Genomic DNA, 19,332 nt, shown 5'->3' on the forward strand with positions numbered 1-19,332 from the left:
TAATTGTCAAACAGATGGATTGTTAAAAAGCGTAGAAGGATTCAGCAGAGCGCGAACAAAATGACGAAGTCGGAAAAACTAAAGTGCGCCCTTGGACGCTTGGCCTGCCAGGACCGAAGCGAGCGAACTCGCCAGCGCCTGATCGAAGTTGCAGTGGAAGTCTTCTCCGAACTGGGCTACGAAGCAGCGAGCACGCGAACCATTGTAGAGCGAGCGCAGGCAAACCTGGTCTCGATTCCCTATTATTTCGGCAGCAAACTGGGCCTGTATCACGCAGTAGCCGAGTACATTGGGTCGAACATCATCGAGCGGTTTGGGCCAACGTGCGAACGGGCACGCCAGGGACTTTCAAAACCAGACCTGACGCGAGATGAAGTTCTGCGAATGTTCATCGAATTCATGGTCGAGTTTGCCCACGTAATGCTCGGGGAAGAAACGCCAACCGCGTGGGGCCAGTTCATTTACCGTGAGCAGTTCGATCCCACGCACGCTTTTGAGATTATTCACTCGAAGTTCCTGCCCATGCTGGAGTTGGGTTTCGATTACGTTTCGCGGCTGACGAACCGGCCAGCAACGGCTCCTGAAACACGCATCCAATTCATGGCTATTCTTTCGATGGTGAAGTTTACCCGCGTGGATCGCGCATCGGTATTCAGGACGATGGGCTGGAAATCATTTGGCAAAGAAGAAACCCGCATTGTGGAGAACATGATGCGGAACAACATTAGTGCAATATTTGCCCATTCAGCCTGAGTTTACGGGCATTGAACGGCTGAAATTGGCTGTCGGATTCGGCAGTGGATTGCGGCAGGTGCGGAATCAGTTACCATAGCTATGGAGGATGTCGCTAAATGGCAGTTCCAGTCTCTCAAATGTGGGCGGTGAGTAGTTATGTGCTCAAGAACCGACTGCAAGGGCGCAAACACTACCCGCTTGTCGTGATGCTGGAAGTGCTCTTTCGTTGCAATCTTGCCTGCGCAGGCTGCGGCAAGGTGCAGTATCCCGCACACATCCTGAAAAGCCAGCTAACACCGGAAGAATGCTTCCGCGCAGTGGAGGAAGCAGGCGCGCCCATCGTGAATATTCCCGGGGGCGAACCGCTGCTGCATCCACAGATTGGCGAAATTGTGCAGGGCCTGATCGATCGCGGCAAGTATGTGTATCTGTGCACGAATGCACTGCTGCTGAAAGAAAAGATGCACCTGTTTAAGCCGAGCAAGTTCTTCACCTTTACGGTGCATCTGGATGGCGAGCGCGACCACCACGACTTTTCGGTCTGCCGCGAGGGCACGTATGACATCGCGGTGGAAGCGATGAAAGAGGCCATCGCAAAGGGCTTCCGGGTAACGACGAACTCGACACTGTTCGATGGCGCTGATCCGGCGAGCGTGCGGCACTTCTTTGACGACATGATGGAAATGGGCGTCGAGAGCATGATGGTTTCGCCGGGATATAGCTATGACAAGGCTCCAGACCAGGAACACTTCCTCGGCAAGGAACGCACGCGCGAGCTGTTCCGCCAGATATTGAGCAATCGCAAGCGAAGCTGGAGATTCAACGCGACTCCGCTGTTCTTCGAGTACCTGATGGGCAAGCGCCAGTACGACTGCACTCCGTGGGGCATTCCGACGTACACGATGTTTGGCTGGCAGAAACCTTGCTATCTGCTGCAGGACGGCTACGCAGATTCGTTCAAGGAACTGATCGAAGAAACGAATTGGGACAACTACGGCGAGAAGAGCGGAAATCCGAAATGTGCGAACTGCATGGTGCATTGCGGATATGAGCCCTCGGCCGTGAACCACACCTTCGGCTCGCTTGGCGGACTGGCGGCAACGGTGAAAGGCATGCTCTCGACCTACGACGATCCCGAGGCGCTGGCCGCATTGCAGGCTCCGCGCAAGGCCGCACAGCAGGCTTCGCTGGTGCAGATAGATGGCACGCCGCAGGAGACGCGATGAGCATCGAGGGGATGACTACCCAGGAGATGGACGTGACGCGCGAGACATTGCAGGGATGGGTTCCGACGCTGGCAGATGAAAAGGAGTTGCGCACGGCACTGGAACAGGCGTTTGACTATCGCGGGGATGTGACCGTCTCGCTGAAGAACGGTGAAACGGTGGTGGGATTTGTGTTCGACCGCCGACCGGGTGACACGCTGGCAAACTCTTATGTCCGCATCCTGCCGCAGGACAGCTCGAACAAACGCGATATAGCTTATGCCGACATCGCGGGCCTGGCTTTTTCGGGACGGGACACGGCGGCTGGAAAAAGCTGGGAAGCGTGGGTGAAGAAGTACATGGAAAAGAAAGCGGCAGGCGAAACGGGAATCGGACTGCATCCGGATGAACGCGAGTAGGTGCTGGTGTTCTGCACAGCTTTGCGTTCGCCGCTCGATTTGTTATATTGAAGCTGTTCCTGTGGCGCTATCGTCTAGGGGTTAGGACGTGAGATTCTCAATCTTAAAACCCGGGTTCGATTCCCGGTAGCGCTACCAAAGCCTTTTCAACAAGTTAGGCTTCCTCTTCTAAGGTCTGATTTTCCTCACCGTGACGTGAAACGTGACGTAAGCCTTCCGCACGCTCCGCGTTTCTCTTGTTCAGAAGATCTTTTGCTTTTCCAATGCTCGGGTGCATATAACGCGCCGTGGTGGTGACGTTGCGATGCCCCATCAGTTTTCCGACGAACACAATGTCCCCGCTCATTGCCAGCATGTCGGTGCCGAAGGTGTGCCGCGCTGCGTACGGAACCAGATCACTCGGCAGCTTCTTCTCTTTCCGCATCTTGGAAAACGGACGCCAGAGATTCGGCCAAAGGTGCCCTGTCTTCGCCTTTTTCGACGGAAACACCCATTCGGACTTCTGCTCCCACTTCGTTCTCTTCTTCTTCCGCTCCTCAAGTACCTGCTTTAAGCGGTCGCTCATGGGAATCCAGCCGTCCGTGTCCTCGGCTTTGACCCGTGGATTGTAGATGTGTTGGTTTTCGAAGTTGATGTGTTGCCACCGCAGCGCGACCGCTTCCTGATTGCGCATCCCGGTATCGAGCATCAGCAGGAAGACATCTTTCCAGGGCTGAGGCAGTGATGCGAGGGTTAAGCTCTCAGTCTCGCCGCTGAACGTTGCCGTACGCTTCTTTTCTCGCGCCAGCTTGATCTTGGGCGGTTTCGCCAGGTAACCCCACTCACAAGCTAAATGCATCATGCGATTCAAAGTGCGCAAGCTGCAGTTCACGTGCGAACCCGATCCCTCGAACTGGGTCGTGTCGATCACCTTGGTCGTGATCGCGTCCAGACGCATTGCGGCGAGCGGCTTCGTGAGCAAGATGTTCAACCCGGTGCGGTAGTACGCTTTTGTACCGGAACCTCGCCGCGTCTTTTCCATGTATTCGGTAAAGGTGTCGGCGAAATCGCGAAACAAAGGCGGCTTTTTCGCGGTGGGCGAAAGTTGACGGTTTCGTGCTTTCGCGATCAGCTCAGACTCCACCGATCGGGCACGGGCCTGCGTCTTCTCTTTGGTTGACCCGCGGTAGCGGACTCCCCCTTCCGTGAAGTCGTACCAGAAGACGTCGCTATCTTTACGCCTGAAAAGCGCCAAGGCATTTCTCCTATGCGGCCCGCACGGATGGAATGCGCTTGTTGGCTTTGACGTAGGCGTGTACGTCAGCCTCATCATACTTGATTCTTCCGCCTAATTTGACGTACGGAAGCCCTAGTCCCGCACACCGCCAATATCGAAGAGTGCTCTCCGGAAGACCGAGAATCTCGGAGACCTGCTTTGTGCTCAACAACCTTACTGTGTTGCTCCAGTCGGCTTTCATTGCTGACGCTCCTTTCCGGAGCGATGAGCCGATTGGAACCAGTGGTCGAGATCGGAGGCCCGGAAACGCCAGAGCTTCCCAATCTGCGTTCCGGCGATCTTCCCCTGGCGCGCCATGCGCTGGAGAGTTTTTGGGTGGATCTTGAGCAGAGAGGCCGCTTCGTCGCTGTCGAGTAGGCGCTCGAACTCCACGGCTTTCTGCAAGGACAGGTTGGGCTTTTGAACCGCAACGGACATTTCGGAACTCCTTGGGCTGGTCAAGGTGTTTTCGCAGATTCGGAGAACCTGCCAGAGTGCCCAGAGAGTAGTGCGAAATGAGGAGAGTGTCTAAGACTTTGCGGGAACGGATATATAGACGGCAGCTATAAGGAGGAGTTCGCGAGACTCGATTCAATCGGCGATGTTTGCGGCCCCCACCACATCTTAGGACGACCATGCTCCTCAGGCTGCGCGCCTGAGGAGCATACTTGCCGCTTACGTAGATCGATCTGATGACCAACCGAACCGTCTTGAATTAAGATTTCAGGAAAGGACTCAAAGTCAGACGGTTTTCCCCAACTCTGCGAGCATCGCCTCAATCAGCTTCGTGGCCATGTTCTGTTGCTCGCAATGTTTGTAGATGAGCTCGAACGCGTGCTCATACACATTTCGCTTGACGGCAGAAAGCTTGCGTAAGTTACGATGGGCTTTCTGTGCCCTTATCGAGCGACTTGTGCTGTTGCACATTCTCTCGACTTCTGCAGAGAGCTCCGACCTCAAGCTCTCGGGGAACAGAGACTTGACTGCGATCTTACGAAGCTCGTCAAATTCGCACGCCATCTCCGCTTCAAGTGTTCGCCGACCACTTTCCCCAAAAGCGCCTTTCGCGAGGATGTCGAGCTTTTCCTGAATCTTGCTTCTATGTTGTTCGAAGCGTCTTACCCAGTTTCGTTGAGTGGAACTGGTTCGGCACCGTGCACCAATATCCCTAGCAACAACTGAAATATGATTTACGAGATTGTCGAAGTGGATGTTGTGTTCAAAATGGTCACGCCTTCCATTCGGAACAATTCGCCGGTCAACAATGTGAATTTCGCCGACTGTCCATGAGTTGAATCTTGGCTCCTGAAAGCAGTCCTGCACCAGATCATTTCCACCCACTTGGATGTTTCCGGTTCTGAACCTTAGCCCGCGGATCTCGGGAAAAGGAATGGCCCCTCTATATTCGTGGTGCAAAACCCAACCGACAGCCGCCTCTCCACCATCGTTTGCAGGAATACGCACAATCTCAGGTTTTTCGACAAGTTGCAGCTGTCCACCAGACGGGAGATTAAGCGTGTCTCGGTGCGGACGCAAAACGAGCCCTGTCACGCCGGAGACACTTACATTGAGGCGATTCTTCGCAAAAACATCGCCCAAAGAACCCTCGATGAATTCGCCTTGCGTGAAATCAGGTGAGAATGGAACGGGAGCAACTTGTGACAGGTAATGGTATACGTGGTGTGGGTTCAACAGCGCGTCGCTACTGTGCCTTACGACACCCTTAAGCTCAACCTCAAATCCATGATCGCGAAGGTCCGAACAAGTAGTCGGTCGTATTTCGACACACTGAGAAACAACATCCTCAAGAGTCTTACAATCCGAGGCCCGCAGAGCAATCTTGATTTTGCGGCAGTCCCATTTCATCTCATAAGCAAAGCTCTCACCGGCAGCGCGAGAGCGGAAAGTCAACTCTTGGCAGAAGCCGAGCGCTGCTAGTCTGCCGACACCTCGGAACCCCCGAGCATTAGTGCCACGCTTTGTGCTCGCACCAAATGCACTCAATCGCTGCTCAAATTCGCTAGAGCCCACCCCCGTGCCGTTGTCCCTGATTCGAATTCTGCGGTTGGCTTGATCAATTATTACATCTACCTTGCCGGGGTCAGAGCTACTAAGAACTCCGATTGTTCGGGCGTCATCGATAGCATCAGCAGCATTCTGGATATATTCCCGGTACAGCGTGATCGGATCCACGTACATAGAAGTACTGAGGAGTTCCAGTATGTCCTTACCGACCGTAAGTGGTGTCGAGCGCTGTTTCCAAGGATGCTCGGGCAGCTTCAAGTCTACAACCGCTGTACTCATAGCAGTGTCAATTGTCCTTCCAAAGCCATTCTCTTGTTTTCGCTCATTGATGCCTCCGACAAACCTGCATCTTCAACGCGTTCGTCGTCTGGAATTTCGATATCTCTTCTTGTCTGTTTTGCACGCTTAGACCACAGCTTTGCCTCTTTCTCTTTTGCCAGTGGGATGTAATGTTGAAGCACATCCTGCACTGCTCTGTTCTCGGTATTCATCGTGAGCTTTGAAAATTCCCTGGGATCTGACGAGGACAGAAGCGATAGAAGCTCCCGCTTTTCGGAGTCAGACAGATGAGACATTTTCGTGCGATATTCCTCGAACTCCGCTCTCCCGCCCTCATGCTTGTACCAAAATCGGTTGAAAATGTAATGATGTGGGTAGAGAAGGAGCTCATCGAAGTGTTCTACGCTTTCACCAAAGGCCTCGAAGAAGAACTCGGGATTGCCACTGACCACACCATGTGTCGCTTGGAGAATGATTTGCATTGAGCGAAGCTGATATCTTGTCCATTTTTCGCCAACGTGACCCCGGTCGGCTCTGTCAGTGGGCTGAAACCGCATCGGAAACGACCAAATGCGAATACCTAATTCATTGTTCAAATCTACATTCAGGCGCATTCTCTCGTACAAATCGGCAGGTGTGTCATGGAAGTTATAAAGCATGTAATTCGATAATTCGTCTAGTCCAAACCCATGTGCAATCCTGATTGCCGTTTCGTATGGCTTGCGGACCCCGAGATGATCGAAGGCAATCCTGAGAGGCTTAATGCAGATAGAAGCAAGTTCGCGCAGATACATCGGGTCCTTGCACAGTATCCGTGCGTCAACTCCTTGATTGAAGTCAACCCGCCTCTGCACGGGGATCTTTCTGGATCTGAGCTTTGCGCCAGGAGCGAACCCTAAATCACGAATTTCCGCGATAATTTCTTTGAATTTCGCAGACGCGACGACGTTGTTGTCCATCAAGGTGAGATCTTTCTTTTCACCGTACAGGCGGCTCACGCCGTTAACTATCGCCGTAATAGACTCTGTGTCTCTCTGATCACCTTCAAGCTTTGGCACGCCACAGAAACTGCATTTGCGAATGCAGCCGCGCGAAGCATAGGCGAAGTAGGCATCTGAGACAGGGTATTTGTATGAAATCTGATCGAGAATACTGTAATCAGGAATCAAGTCCTCAATCGGAGTTCCGAAGCGGTCGTCGGAGTAAAGCTCTTCCGAGAACTCGTCAAGGTGCAGAGCTTCGGCAGGTGAAGAACCAAGGAGTCCTTTTATAAAGCGAATCCCATGCCATCGAGGCTCCTGGAGGAACTTTTCGTGCATAAGCGACGCAGCTATTCCGCCCACAAAAACTTTGTCTGCTTGACCATTAGCGGCATATAGCGCGAAGTCAATTGCTTCTGCGATTCTCGCGAACTCGAACGAAAATAACGTCGTCACATAGATGCGATCCCATGCACTAGTAAGAACAGTGCGGTCTTCCCCCTTAATGAAACGCACTTCGTCTTGTTTCCCAAAGGGACCGTGGTACTGAGCAATCTTCATCAGCCCAAGAGGGGGATATTTGTTCCGGTAACCAGGTTCAATCAAAAGGATCTTTTTTCCAGCCATTAGACCACCCTAAGCTTTCGTTGCGCTCGCTCATTCCGAATGATTGTTATTGCGGTTTTCACTCCGCCTTCCCCGCCCAATCCACTTAGGATCCCACGAGAGCTCCAATCCAACTCAGGCAGAAACTCTGATAGCTTTGCCTCAAAGTAACGCTTATCAGGCACTTGCCCACTAGCTTCCTGGTATAGGTCCGCGGCGATCGACATAAGTGCGTATACGCCAACGCCCTTGGTGACTAGATACTTTCGCGGATTATCCCAGGCATCTCGGATTACAACAGCTACGGCAGCCCAGAAATCGATGACGACTCGCGCGACCTCTGCCGCTCCATTAAGACGCAGAGCCTTGGTCTGAAGCAGAAATCTCTTCACCGCTTTTTGCATTGTTCTCAACGATGCACGACGTCTCAGGCCCGAGGTGCTAGTTCCGCCGAAATCAAGCTGCCGGTGCCAAGGCGAGTCGCTGTTGTTATTCAGCTGAAGGGCGATGAAGAGTTCAGGTCTTTCGGCCGCGAGGTCCTGCGCAAGCCCAGCATCGTGAAAATCAAGAAGACTCGTGCTCAGCCCTTTGGCTTTACTGTTGATAACGCTGAACACTTCCATTTCTGCTCGTTCGTTGAGACCCAGAAAGCACATGAAAGGAAGTTCCACGTCCAAATCGTTCAAGTACCCCAGTCGATGTTGGCAGTCAACTTGCGCCAGTATTTTGCCCGCGTCCGGCGAGATGTTCATGAATGCAAGGTTCTGCGGCCCCGTTTCGATTGCACAGACAGCTTCGTTCCCAGGGCGCAAATTGAAGGTCAGCGGAATCGTCGAGCTAGTCGATTTTTGTATGTACTTCCGGAAATCGAGGCTGTGTTGTGGGTTGAACTTGCGCTGATAACCGCGACCCGTGTCTTGATCAAGAACATCAGCGAAGCTGAGCCTGTGAAGTAGACTTGCCGGAGCAAAACCGAGGAAGACATCTCTTGTAGCTGACCTTCCAATGACACCTGAAATGCGGACTGGAACAAACATGTTCATCACCCGAGCGTCGTACTTGAACTGATTTCCGTAGCAAACTGCATTCATCCGATGCAAGTATGCCACGATAAGCCTGCACATGGAAGGCTCGAATTGCTGCGCTGCGCTGGTGGGCGTATCAGTTTCATGTTAAAGGACTTACATCTTGAACTCCGTTTTAAAGAGCAGTACTCTGATTGAGCTCTTAATTTGCAAATATTGAGGGAAAAATGACGAACGCCGGAGTGTGCGTTGGTTCGAATGTTGGATCTGCCGTAGTTGAGGTACTACGCATTAAAGACATCCAACTGGACAAGGACAATCCGAGAATCCGTAAATTCTTGGAGGCCTACGGCGACAATCCGACACCAGAGCAGTTCTACCTTGCTCTCGGTGCGGCTGGCGATGACGAGAGCGACAGCAGTACCACCTTTGAAAAGCTCAAGAATTCCATTCTTAGCAATGGTGGGATCATTCAGCCCATCATTGTAAACAGACGCAGTGACGGCACACTAATCTGTGTCGAAGGCAACACCAGACTCGCACTCTACAAGAACTTCCTCGAAGAGAACAGACCCGGCAATTGGGCTCAAATCCCAGCTCTGGTTTACGCGGGAATGGCTGAACTTCAGGTCGATTCTATCCGGCTACAAGCGCACCTCGTCGGAATTCGGCCTTGGGATCCTTACTCCAAAGCCAAGTACCTACACCATCTGCACGTTGATAAACAGGTTCCACTTTCCCAACTCTCGGAGCTTTGCGGCGGTCGAAGTAGGGAAATTGGCGAATTCATCACTGCCTACTCGGAGATGGAGAGGTACTACAGACCGATTGTCCCCGAAGGAAGTTTCGACACGAGCCGCTTTTCAGGTTTTGTGGAATTACAAAAACCCGGCATCAAAGAAGCGGTTCTCCAGTCAAATCATTCGTTAGCAGATTTCGCTAAGTGGGTTCATGAGCAAAAGCTCTATCCTCTGAATACGATCAGGCTGCTCCCTCGGATATTCAGGCACCCGCAAGCAACTGAGGTATTTCTACGACTAGGTGCACGCAAAGCTGCCGAGCTACTGGAAAAGCCCTCCCTCGATACTGCACTGTCGCAAGCAACTATCAGCCAGCTCGCTGGAGCGATCAGCACCGCAGTATACAACCTCACCTTCGCAGAACTCGAAACACTTAAGAAAGACCCCGGTGGTGAAACGGTGCAAAGCTTCACCGAAGCGGTGGACGCTCTGAATTCTCTTTTGAAAGTTGTACAAGAAGGATGAGCGAATCAGCGGAACATATTCAACTCGTCAACCGGATATTGCAGTACGTTCGGTGTGGCTTTCCACCGGAGCGTTTTGTAGTTTGTACCGATCTCCCGGGAAGCATCGACAAGCCGCCAAGAGTGTACGGGTTTGTTCCTGACGTCTTTGCACAAAATGCACCTAGGACCACGGTCATCCTGGGAGAAGCAAAGACAGCTACGGATTTGCAAACGGCGCACTCTCAGAAGCAGATATATGAGTTTCTCCGGTTTGTCGCGGCGCAAGAGCAAGGGCTCTTCCTGCTCGCCGTTCCTTGGCAAGCTTCGTTGTTTGCTCGAAGGCTACTTTCGAGCTTTTTGGTTGATTGCGGCGCAATTCAGAACCCTACGACGGTGATACTCGATGGAATCACAAACGGAGCCACGGTTACACCTCAAGCGTGAACGTGATGACAAGCTCGTTGCCAAACTGAATGCGTTTGTATATCAGTCGGAAGCGGTTCAAGCTCTCGCCAATCTTGACTATGGCGCGGTGTTTCACGAACCAGGGCTAGGGAAGACGAAAATTGGGGTTGATCTGATTCTTTTTTGGTTGACCCATGACGTCGTTGATTCCGCAATAGTTGTAACGAAGCGAGCGCTCATTGAGAACTGGAAAAGCGAATTGTCCGCTCACTCCTATCTTGAACCAAGAATTCTAGGGCAAAATCGTCACGCGAATTTCTATGCGTTCAACAGTCCCGCGCGGCTGTACCTGACCCATTATGAGGTCTTCCATAAGGAACAGAAACGTTTAGATCTGTTTTTGAAAACTCGCCGCGTTGGCATTGTGCTTGACGAGGCACACAAGATCAAGAATCCAGAATCAGGGATGACCAAGGTGTTCTTTGCTCTCGCAAAGGGGTTCAAACGCCGAGTGATAATGACTGGGACACCCGTAGCAAACCGACCGTATGATATCTGGGCTCCGATATTTTTCTTGGATGCTGGCCGGTCGCTTGGTAATCAGTTTTCCGAATTCAAAAGTCAGCTGGATCTCTCAAATAAGTTGTCATTTGATCCCGCACGCGTAGCAAGATTTCAGGACGCTCTTGCGTCCTTATTCGGGAAGATTTCTCCGTTCTCGGTTCGTGCGACTAAGGCATCTGCGGGAATCGTTCTTCCACAGAAAGAGATTTTCAATGTTGCCGTGACGTTGGAAGACCGACAGCGGGAACTTTATGACCATTTCAAAACAGAATGTGCAGCTATAGTCGTACGAAATGGAGTTCCTCAGCTCGATCAAGCGGACGAGATACTCAAGCGGTTGATACGGCTCGTCGAAGTTGCCTCTAATCCTGCGCTCGTAGACCAATCTTATCGCCGTGAGCCGGGCAAACTCCCGGTGCTGCGCTCCATGATTGAAGAAATAGCTGATTCGGGTGAGAAAGTAATTGTATGGACATCCTTTACTGAGAATGTGAATTGGTTAGCCCGCGAATTGCATGAATTCGGAGCTGTGCGGATTAGCGGGAAAATGGTGTATGAGGAACGAGCCGTATCGCTCAATCGATTCAAGCAAGACTCAGACACCCGGGTCTTGATTGCTACTCCTGGCTCTGCGAAGGAAGGTCTTACTCTTACAGTCGCAAATCATGCGATTTTCTACGACCGCGTCTTCAGCCTTGATGATTACTTGCAGGCACAGGATCGAATTCATAGAATTTCCCAGGAACGCAAATGCTTCGTACACAACTTGGTCGCGGATGACACGATAGACGACTGGGTAGATGTGCTGCTCTCCGCAAAGAAACTCGCAGCGATGCTCGCCCAGGGCGATATAACCCGTGCTGAGTATCAGAAAGACGCTAGCTATGTGTTCGGAGCAATGATTCATGATGTCTTGGGCTTGGGAGATGAACAATGACCGGTGCAGCAACGGCTGAACAGGCGAACAATGTACTCCTCGTACGTGGGGTAGAGATACCTACGCAAACGCGAATGCTGGAACAGACCAAGCTTCGGTTCTATGCTGATAATCCACGCGTGTATTCGGTTTTACGCGGTGATGGACACGTCCCTAGCCAGCAGGAAATTCAGGACCGGCTGCTGGAGATGGACCATGTAAAAGCACTCGTGCAGTCCATCAAGACGAATGGGGGCCTGATAGAGGCGCTCGTGGTGAAGGATGGTGGCTTCGAAGTGCTCGAAGGCAACAGTCGACTTGCCGCGTATCGACACCTAGCAAAGGTGGATCCGATCAAATGGGGGAGAATTAAATGCACAGTCCTGCCGGCCGACGTTGACGAGTCCTTGATATTCGCTTTGCTTGGGGAGTTCCACATAAAGGGGAAGAAGGACTGGGCACCTTACGAACAAGCCGGGTTTCTTTATCGTCGCCTTCAGCAACATCGTCAAGACGTCAAGGCACTTGCGCTCGAGATTGGAATCTCCTCTCAAAAGGTTAAACATCTCGTGGAAACCTATGGGTTCATGCTTTCTCGTAATGAAATGGATATCAATAGATGGAGCTACTACGACGAGTACTTGAAATCAACTAAGATCAAGCAGGCTCGTGTCACGTATCCTGACCTCGATGACCTTATCGTAGGGAAGATCAATTCTGATGAAATTGAGCGAGCAGTTGATGTCAGGGACAAGTTACAAGTCATATGCTCCGCTCCCGGGGCTGCACTAAGCAAATTTGTATCCGGCGAGTGGAGCTTCAATAAGTCATATCGCCATGCATGTCGGTGCGGTGGCGACAACGTACCCTTGAAGAAATTAATCGCTTTTCGGAAGTGGTTGACGTTGAAAGAGACTCGGGACGAGCTTTCGTCCACAGACGGTCAAATGCGATCGAAACTTCGATTTGAAATGAGAAAAATCAGTGCGGGCAGTTCAGCACTGCTGCGCAAGCTGAAATAAACGCAGAGTGCAGGCGGAAGTGCTGGCAAAAGGTAAACTGAAAGGCTATAACGTGGAACAGACTAGGAAGCCCACCACAACAAAAGACAAGAGCGCGCCAGCAATCCTATTGCAAACCACGCCCGCCGTCTATTTGACTGTTCTTCCCGGCTCATGGCTTCTGACGCACACAACCCCTTCGTGGCGACTGAAAGATCCACAAAGAGGTTTCCAGCGGTTGGTGCGGGAAGACCGCGCGAAGCAGATTGCTCGGACCGTACTCGATCAAGGGAGAACGTTCCCTAACGCTATAACGCTGGCAACGGACATCAAGGCCCTAAAAACCGAGGGTAATGACATTGTTCTCACAGATAAGGCAAAATTCCTCGTCGTAGATGGACAGCATCGGCTGTGGGCACAGAATTTCTCGCAAAAGGATGGACAGTATGCATGCATTGTTCATCTGGGGAAATCCGAGAAAGAGATGGCGGAGCTATTTCTCGAAATCAATGACAACCAAAGGAAAGTTCCTTCTTCGCTACGATGGGATCTCGTCAGGTTAGTTCGGCCAGCTGGGGATCAAGCAGCGGTCACAGCTTCGGAGCTAGTCTTCGAGCTTTCAACACGAAACGATAGTCCGTTTTACTATGCAATCGACCTTACAGGAGAGCAGAAGGAGGTGAGCATAAAGCAAGGCTCGCTTGCCCCGGAACTCAAAACTCTTGTAAGTCGGGTGAACAAGGCGATTGAACCCACTTTCGAAGAGTATGCCACTTTACTCATTCGCTTTTTCTCTGCAGTGCGGTCGCTGAACCCCGCTGGTTGGGGCGACCCAGCTAGCACCTATTACAAGGCAAGGGTCCTCCGTGCATTGGTCCGCCTCCTCCTTGACCTAGTTTTGCAGACCAAATCACTCGATAAATTGACAGCCGATTTCTTCTTGAAGGAGCTTAGGAAGATCGATCCGGCGACCTTGTCTGAAGAGCGGGTCCGCGCGGCACAGGGTTCCGCAGGCGTCACAGATCTTTATCAGGAAATGAAGAAACAAGTATTCGCATAGGACCGTGATGCGCCTGTTAGATATCACCGAAGCTAAATATTTCTGTAGGCCACTTCCCGCGCATGTGCCAGGCGCAGGCCAGTCCTTGGCGGCGTTTCACGAGAGCCTCAGCCCAAGGATCACGAGACTTACGGAAGGTACTGCATACTTCGACGTACACCGAACTAGCCTCCTGAACTCTGTGGAAAGATGGATTCTGTTTGGGGTGGCCGGATATAGGCGTGCGCTAGACATGTTCATACCCAGCAACGCTCCATGGGCACATGTAACCTTGTACTATTCTTCTTTTTTTGGGGCAAATGCGATTCTCGGCATGTTCGGCGTATGGTCCCACTTCAGCCGTCTCGTAGATGTCGAGCAAGGAAGTCCTAACACTCAGATTTTTAGAATCACGCGCCGTGCGCAATCTCCTTCCGGATACACAGGAAGTCACAAGGTATTCTGGGATTTCTTTTATGAGGGCTGCAACGCTATCTCTCCCTGGGTTCCCTCCGAGCTGGTATCCGTGACAATCCCCGTAAATCACGACCGTGCTTGGCAGATAGGTGCACGCAATTTGATCAACTATGACACCTTCGAAGCCTTCAGTTCTGCTCTCCATCTCGACTCCACCTTCTCGCCCAAAAAGCTGAGGTCTATAACCGGTCCTTTGGCTCAGCAATTGGAGGTGACTGAAGGGATGTTGAGGCTAGCGCTGTATTTTGCTAATTATCTCGGGGTTGACAGTTTTGCGTATCAAGGACTGGGGAACGGTAAGCGTAGTAAGGTGTTGCGGTCTCTCGTTACCAAGGTCCCACCTGGTCTAATCACCCAATCTGTATTGCAAGAGCTGCTTAAATAGGCTCTCGCGTAATCCTAATCCTCCTGACATCGTATTCGGAAGCTATTGGGGGAAGATTGCATAGCTGGCTCCGCGTCTTCTTTCCACTTCTGACTCGTCAGGTGGACGCCGCTGCGCGGCTCGGACGGGCGCTTCGGCAGCGCCGGTTTCGCGCCAAACAAAAGACACGTTTGTCACTCACCGCGCCTCCACTCGCGCCCTGCCACCCTCCGGAGTCCTCCGTTCTGTCCTTTTCACCGTTCCGCCCGTTTTTGTCCGCTGTCGCGGCAAGTGAAGAACAAAAACAGCCGGAACCGGCAGAAAAGGAAAAAACAATGGAATTTACAAGCAACAACGACAGCAACCGCAGCAGCAACTCTTCGTTCGTCGCCTCGCTTCGCGCCGACGGAAGACCGAGCACACAGGCCGTCATTGCCGCCAACATCGAGCACTTGATTGAGCAGCTAGAGCAGGGACACTCCGAGGTTCTCGCGCAGTACCTCACCACCATGGCCCGTTTCCATAAATACAGCTTTGGCAATGTGCTGTTGATTGCCAGCCAGAAGCCCGATGCAACCAACGTTGCCGGAATCTACACATGGAACCAGCTTGGCCGCCGTGTTCGTCGTGGCGAGAAAGGCATCATGATCTTTGCTCCGATGATCTCGAAGAGGCGCCGCCAGACAAGCGACGAGAGCGATTCGGACAGCCGGAGCCCCGAGCGCCCGTTGGTCGGATTCCGTCCGGTTTACGTTTGGGACATTACGCAGACCGATGGCGACCCGCTGCCGAGTTTGCATGAGGTTTCGGGCGATGTGGGCAAGAACCTTGCACGGCTGGTGCAGTTCGTCATGAGCCGAGGCATTACGTTTGGCTACTCGGAAGAGATTGCCCCCGCACGTGGCGTTTCCTTCGGCGGCAAGATTCAGCTTCTTCCCGACATGACCGAGGCCGAGCAGTTCACCACGCTAGTGCATGAAGTGGCGCACGAGTTGTTGCACAAGGCCGAACGCCGCAGCCTGATTACCAAGCGAGTACGTGAAACCGAAGCCGAGGCAATCGCGTTTGTCGTCGCGAAAGCTATTGGACTCGAAACCGGGACCGCCGCCAGTGACTACATCCAGCTTTACCACGGAGACGCCAAGCTCTTGCAGGAGAGTCTCGAAATCGTGCAGCAGACCGCAGCCGTGATCCTCGGGGTACTCAGCCCCGAGGAGGCACCGCGACAAGCCGCCGCCTAACCGAAGAGAACCGAGAGACGAAGGAGAACCCCGCGATGAGTTCACAGCCGAAGTGTGTCTCGATGCCGAAACCCAAACCGCAACCCAAGCCGAAAGGAGCTATTGCCATGTCCACGAATCCCGCCGCTGTCAGTGAATACCGCAACCTGCCTATCACCGCGCTGGTTGAGTCTGCGACCAACCCGCGCCGCCGCTTCAATCAAGAGCACCTTCACGAGTTGGCGAACAGCCTGCAAAGCCAGGGCGTGCTTGCGCCCCTGCTGGTCCGCCAGGTGGAGGAAGACAAATACGAAGTCGTAGCGGGAGCACGCCGCTTGCGTGCCGCCCGCATCGCCGCTCTCGAATCCGTTCCGGTTCGAGTCGTCGAACTGTCCGACGCCGCCGCGATTGAGGCGCAGTGCGTTGAGAACTTGCAGCGCGAAGACATTCACCCACTGGAAGAAGCGCTCGGCTTTCGCGCCCTTCTCGATCTAAAAGACGCCGCCTACACTCCCGCGACCATTGCCGCACGCAGCGGGAAGAGCGAAGCCTATGTGCTAGGCCGCATCAGGCTAACCGAGTTAATCCCGCCGATTGCCGAAGCATTCCTTGCTGACCGCATCGGCATCGGTCATGCTTTGCTCATTGCCAAACTTCCTGCCGCGCAGCAACAGGCCGCATTCACCGCCGCTTTCCGCAGCATGTGGACGAGCGAAGGCAATCAACAGGTATTGATTCCGGTACGCGAGTTGGCAGCGTGGATCGAGTCGAACATCCTGCTGGAGCTTGCGGCAGCACCGTTCAGCAAGCAGGACGAGAAGCTATTGCCGGAAGCCGGAGCTTGCACCAATTGTGCGAAGCGTACCGGGTTCAACACGCTTCTGTTCTCGGATGTGCGTAAAGATAGCTGCACCGATCCGGCGTGCTTCCAAGCCAAGTTGGACGCGCATATCGCCCAGACCATCGAATCGAAACCCAAGCTAGTGCAGATATCGTCGGCATGGAGCAGCCGCGAAGGAGCGCCTCTCGGACGCAGCCGCTACACGGAGTTGGAGATCAAGAAGGCAAAACCGAATGGAAGTGGTGCGAAGCTCTCTCCCGCACAGAAGCCGTGCGAGAAGATGGCTGAGGCTATCGTGATGGACGGCGGCAAGCGCGGCCAGATCGTCAAAGTTTGTTCCGATCCCAACTGCCGGGTGCATCATCCCGAGCGCCCCTCTCCGCAAAAGCTGGAACGCGAACGCGCCGAGGAACGCAAACGCATCGAGCAGGACAAACTCGCCATCACCATCCGGCACCGCATCCTAGCCGCAGTACTGGCCAAGGTGGGAACGCCGCTCAAAAAGGCCGACCTTGTGCTGATTGCGCAGTATGCAGTGGCAAAACTGCCGTACTCGCAGGCGCAGACCTTGGCGAAGCGGCACAAGGTAGAAGCCGACAAGAGCAGTGCCTCGGTGGAGTCGTTGCTTGCAAAACGTATCGCAAGCTATGACGAAGCCGGAGTCTGCCGTGCTCTGTTGGAAATCGGTCTTCTCGATGTGGCGTACCAGCGCAGCAAGGGAGCCGAAGATCCTCTGCTGGAGGCGGCAAAGCGGTATCGGATCGACACTGCCAAAATCGAAACCATCACCAAGGAACAGGCTGCCGCCAAGAAGCAGCAGAAAGCAAAGTCACAGACGAAGAAGACGGCTGCCTAACCTATCACAATAACCTTGGTAAACAGCGGGGTGCATTGGCACTCCGCTGTTCTTTTGTGCAAAACATTCAGGCCACAAGCATACAATCAAACGAATGCTCCCGAAACTGTCCGCCAGTGCCGCCCAGCTAGTCGAGGAATTGTATCGGCCTGACTCCTTCTGGAGGCGATCACAGCAGACGAAGATTGAAGCGCTCTCGGCAATCGCGCTGCAAGGCGAACTTGCGGCTCTCCCTGAAATTGCTCCGATGTTGGTACACAGTTCTTCAGAGATTGTTCGAGCTACCGCATCCACCATTGAGGCTCTCTTTCAACGCGCGGAGGTGATCGACCTCCCATCGCTGGATGAAGCCGTTCGAACTATCTCATGGTATCGACGAGGGCAGTTCTCCGAATGGGTTGAATTGAAACCGGACGTCCTGAAACGGCTAGACAGACTTGCAATTGATTCGACCTCCGTCCTGGGTATCTTCTCGTTCCATCGCAATGGTTTCGTGCGTGAGCACGCAATTCGCCGCTTGGCGAAAAAGATCGGAGGCGCTGAGCTCCCCTTTCTTCTGCTCCGGATTAATGATTGGGTGATCCCGGTGCGAGAAGTTGCCCGGCAGTTTGTACGGCAACGATTCAATCCGGAATACGCGTCGGCGTTCGTTCAGTATCTTGCCTTGATCAACCGCTTAAGGGCTGCGCGGCGCAGTGACCATACGGCCCTGATAAGTGAAGTCGAGGAATTCTTGCTTGCGGCAGGAATTGAAGCTCTTCAAACTGGGCTGTCATCGCCGAATACTCAAACCAAACGAACCTGTTTCAAACTTCTGTTGACGTCGCCCAGTCCAGCACAGCTTCCAACACTATCCCGAGCTATCGGAGACATTGATCCAACAGTTCGACTTACTGCGGTAGCTCAGGTTCGTTTTCTGCAGAACTCGAATTCTCGGAAAGAGTATTTGATCACGGCAGCACGGGATCGATTTGCTCCCGTGCGCAAACTTGCACTAGAGATCGGAATCGAGCTCTGTGAATCACCAAAAGAGCGACTCATGAACGCTCTCTGGGATTCCCATCCCTCGGTCCGTGGAGTTGCGCAGTTTCATCTAGCGCAATTAAGTGTTGACGTAGCCGCTGTGTATCGAAGAATTGTGCAGGACGCAAAAGGTGATTTGGCCCCTGCAATATCCGGACTCGCCGAGGTTGGAAAGAGTGATGATGCTGAACTCCTCGCCCCCTTTGCTGAATCGGAGCTCATCCCAGTTCGCCGTGCGACAGTTCGTGCCATTGCCCGCCTAAATCCTGATCGCCACATTGACCTGCTCCTGAAGTCGCTCGCAGATCATTCCGGAAGTGTGACGCGGGAATCTGTCAAAGGACTCCTCAAGGTACTGCCGATGGTTCGGGGCGAGCAGCTTTGGCAGGTCTTTGCGACGACAACCGATCATCACGTCCGCGGGCGTTCTCTGTTCCTCCTTGCTCGGCTGAGCAAATGGGAAAGTCTTGGCTATCTTCTGAGAGCTATCAGTGAGACAAGCGGCACGACCAAGGTGAAAGCCGATCAGTATCTGGAGCGTTGGCTTTCGCGCTTCAACCTCACGTTTGTCACGGCGACCACAACCCAGAAGGAACGCGTAACAGCGGCGCTCAGAACGTGTGATGACAACGTTCGTAAACGACTGCAGTTCGTGCTAAACGAATAGAAAGTTTGAGCTGCGATTCTGCTCCAAGCAGTTCCTTCGCTGCCTTAGAAATCCGTGGGCAGCCGTATCGTTTTCTCCAGTTCCGTCCTCATAGACCACGGCTATAACACCCGCGCCTAAGAAGTATTAGACAGCCACTCGCAACGGCCATACTCTCTCGCTACTCGAAGCCGCTTGCAACGCA

The 19,332-nt window shown here is 53.0% G+C and carries 16 protein-coding genes and 1 tRNA gene; 11 read left to right on the forward strand and 6 right to left on the reverse strand.

All coding sequences use genetic code 11. The annotated features are described in order from the left end of the window. Nucleotides 1-60: 60 nt before the first annotated feature. The 4 genes from AC6IY8_RS10550 to AC6IY8_RS10565 all read left to right on the forward strand — a co-directional run bounded on the left by AC6IY8_RS10550 (nucleotide 61) and on the right by AC6IY8_RS10565 (nucleotide 2,497). Entirely contained in the window at nucleotides 61-753 is a 693-nt protein-coding gene (locus AC6IY8_RS10550) for a CerR family C-terminal domain-containing protein (RefSeq protein WP_497774407.1), read from the forward strand. A gap of 98 nt (nucleotides 754-851) precedes the next feature. Further along, the gene (gene hpnH, locus AC6IY8_RS10555) at nucleotides 852-1,961 is read left to right on the forward strand and encodes an adenosyl-hopene transferase HpnH (protein WP_497774408.1); all 1,110 of its coding nucleotides are present in this window, start codon (nucleotides 852-854) and stop codon (nucleotides 1,959-1,961) included. Beyond that, nucleotides 1,958-2,359, forward strand: a complete 402-nt coding sequence (locus AC6IY8_RS10560; protein WP_497774409.1) for a hypothetical protein — start codon at nucleotides 1,958-1,960, stop codon at nucleotides 2,357-2,359. The genes hpnH and AC6IY8_RS10560 overlap by 4 nt, the downstream gene beginning before the upstream one ends. A gap of 63 nt (nucleotides 2,360-2,422) precedes the next feature. Then, a tRNA-Glu gene (locus AC6IY8_RS10565) sits at nucleotides 2,423-2,497 on the forward strand. A gap of 16 nt (nucleotides 2,498-2,513) precedes the next feature. On the opposite strand, the gene AC6IY8_RS10570 is transcribed toward AC6IY8_RS10565, so the two are convergent. The 6 genes from AC6IY8_RS10570 to AC6IY8_RS10595 form a co-directional block, all read right to left on the reverse strand. Continuing rightward, nucleotides 2,514-3,593 carry a tyrosine-type recombinase/integrase gene (locus AC6IY8_RS10570; protein WP_497774410.1) on the reverse strand — a complete coding sequence of 360 codons (1,080 nt, stop codon included), beginning with the start codon at nucleotides 3,591-3,593 and terminating at the stop codon, nucleotides 2,514-2,516. Between the two features lie 10 nt (nucleotides 3,594-3,603). Further along, the gene (locus tag AC6IY8_RS10575; protein WP_497774411.1) at nucleotides 3,604-3,816 is read right to left on the reverse strand and encodes a helix-turn-helix domain-containing protein; all 213 of its coding nucleotides are present in this window, start codon (nucleotides 3,814-3,816) and stop codon (nucleotides 3,604-3,606) included. Next, nucleotides 3,813-4,052: a helix-turn-helix domain-containing protein gene (locus AC6IY8_RS10580; protein WP_497774412.1), complete on the reverse strand. Its 240-nt coding sequence runs from the start codon at nucleotides 4,050-4,052 to the stop codon at nucleotides 3,813-3,815. The genes AC6IY8_RS10575 and AC6IY8_RS10580 overlap by 4 nt, the downstream gene beginning before the upstream one ends. Nucleotides 4,053-4,355: 303 nt before the next feature. Beyond that, on the reverse strand, nucleotides 4,356-5,918 hold the full coding sequence (locus AC6IY8_RS10585) for an ATP-binding protein (RefSeq protein WP_497774413.1): 1,563 nt from the start codon (nucleotides 5,916-5,918) through the stop codon (nucleotides 4,356-4,358). Continuing rightward, nucleotides 5,915-7,525 carry a radical SAM protein gene (locus tag AC6IY8_RS10590; protein ID WP_497774414.1) on the reverse strand — a complete coding sequence of 537 codons (1,611 nt, stop codon included), beginning with the start codon at nucleotides 7,523-7,525 and terminating at the stop codon, nucleotides 5,915-5,917. Before AC6IY8_RS10590 ends, AC6IY8_RS10585 begins: the two co-directional genes overlap by 4 nt. Continuing rightward, complete coding sequence (locus tag AC6IY8_RS10595; RefSeq protein WP_497774415.1) at nucleotides 7,525-8,613, reverse strand: DGQHR domain-containing protein; 1,089 nt, start codon at nucleotides 8,611-8,613, stop codon at nucleotides 7,525-7,527. Before AC6IY8_RS10595 ends, AC6IY8_RS10590 begins: the two co-directional genes overlap by 1 nt. 143 nt (nucleotides 8,614-8,756) lie before the next feature. Between AC6IY8_RS10595 and AC6IY8_RS10600 the strand changes: the two genes are divergently transcribed. The 7 genes from AC6IY8_RS10600 (at nucleotide 8,757) to AC6IY8_RS10630 (ending at nucleotide 19,148) form a co-directional block, all read left to right on the forward strand. Further along, nucleotides 8,757-9,794: a ParB N-terminal domain-containing protein gene (locus tag AC6IY8_RS10600; protein ID WP_497774416.1), complete on the forward strand. Its 1,038-nt coding sequence runs from the start codon at nucleotides 8,757-8,759 to the stop codon at nucleotides 9,792-9,794. 384 nt (nucleotides 9,795-10,178) lie between these two features. After that, nucleotides 10,179-11,681 (forward strand): DEAD/DEAH box helicase, encoded by a 1,503-nt coding sequence (locus AC6IY8_RS10605; protein WP_497774417.1) that lies wholly within the window; start codon nucleotides 10,179-10,181, stop codon nucleotides 11,679-11,681. Beyond that, the gene (locus tag AC6IY8_RS10610; RefSeq protein WP_497774418.1) at nucleotides 11,678-12,682 is read left to right on the forward strand and encodes a hypothetical protein; all 1,005 of its coding nucleotides are present in this window, start codon (nucleotides 11,678-11,680) and stop codon (nucleotides 12,680-12,682) included. The genes AC6IY8_RS10605 and AC6IY8_RS10610 overlap by 4 nt, the downstream gene beginning before the upstream one ends. Before the next feature lie 7 nt (nucleotides 12,683-12,689). Then, entirely contained in the window at nucleotides 12,690-13,721 is a 1,032-nt protein-coding gene (locus AC6IY8_RS10615; protein ID WP_497774419.1) for a DGQHR domain-containing protein, read from the forward strand. 1,155 nt (nucleotides 13,722-14,876) lie between these two features. Then, nucleotides 14,877-15,782, forward strand: coding sequence for an ArdC-like ssDNA-binding domain-containing protein (locus tag AC6IY8_RS10620; RefSeq protein ID WP_497774421.1), 906 nt, complete (start codon nucleotides 14,877-14,879; stop codon nucleotides 15,780-15,782). A 107-nt stretch (nucleotides 15,783-15,889) separates the two neighbouring features. Continuing rightward, nucleotides 15,890-17,458 (forward strand): ParB/RepB/Spo0J family partition protein, encoded by a 1,569-nt coding sequence (locus tag AC6IY8_RS10625; protein WP_497774423.1) that lies wholly within the window; start codon nucleotides 15,890-15,892, stop codon nucleotides 17,456-17,458. Nucleotides 17,459-18,497: 1,039 nt separating this feature from the next. Beyond that, entirely contained in the window at nucleotides 18,498-19,148 is a 651-nt protein-coding gene (locus AC6IY8_RS10630) for a HEAT repeat domain-containing protein (protein WP_497774424.1), read from the forward strand. Nucleotides 19,149-19,332: the final 184 nt, after the last annotated feature.

Source organism: Koromonas soli (genome assembly GCF_059726265.1).

Coding starts and splice junctions, on each gene's coding strand:
- AC6IY8_RS10550 (WP_497774407.1), top strand. CDS start 61: ATGACGAAGTCGGAAAAACTAAAGTGCGCCCTTGGACGCTTGGCCTGC.
- hpnH (WP_497774408.1), top strand. CDS start 852: ATGGCAGTTCCAGTCTCTCAAATGTGGGCGGTGAGTAGTTATGTGCTC.
- AC6IY8_RS10560 (WP_497774409.1), top strand. CDS start 1,958: ATGAGCATCGAGGGGATGACTACCCAGGAGATGGACGTGACGCGCGAG.
- AC6IY8_RS10575 (WP_497774411.1), bottom strand. CDS start 3,816: ATGAAAGCCGACTGGAGCAACACAGTAAGGTTGTTGAGCACAAAGCAG.
- AC6IY8_RS10580 (WP_497774412.1), bottom strand. CDS start 4,052: ATGTCCGTTGCGGTTCAAAAGCCCAACCTGTCCTTGCAGAAAGCCGTG.
- AC6IY8_RS10585 (WP_497774413.1), bottom strand. CDS start 5,918: ATGAGTACAGCGGTTGTAGACTTGAAGCTGCCCGAGCATCCTTGGAAA.
- AC6IY8_RS10590 (WP_497774414.1), bottom strand. CDS start 7,525: ATGGCTGGAAAAAAGATCCTTTTGATTGAACCTGGTTACCGGAACAAA.
- AC6IY8_RS10600 (WP_497774416.1), top strand. CDS start 8,757: ATGACGAACGCCGGAGTGTGCGTTGGTTCGAATGTTGGATCTGCCGTA.
- AC6IY8_RS10605 (WP_497774417.1), top strand. CDS start 10,179: ATGGAATCACAAACGGAGCCACGGTTACACCTCAAGCGTGAACGTGAT.
- AC6IY8_RS10610 (WP_497774418.1), top strand. CDS start 11,678: ATGACCGGTGCAGCAACGGCTGAACAGGCGAACAATGTACTCCTCGTA.
- AC6IY8_RS10620 (WP_497774421.1), top strand. CDS start 14,877: ATGGAATTTACAAGCAACAACGACAGCAACCGCAGCAGCAACTCTTCG.
- AC6IY8_RS10625 (WP_497774423.1), top strand. CDS start 15,890: ATGTCCACGAATCCCGCCGCTGTCAGTGAATACCGCAACCTGCCTATC.
- AC6IY8_RS10630 (WP_497774424.1), top strand. CDS start 18,498: ATGAACGCTCTCTGGGATTCCCATCCCTCGGTCCGTGGAGTTGCGCAG.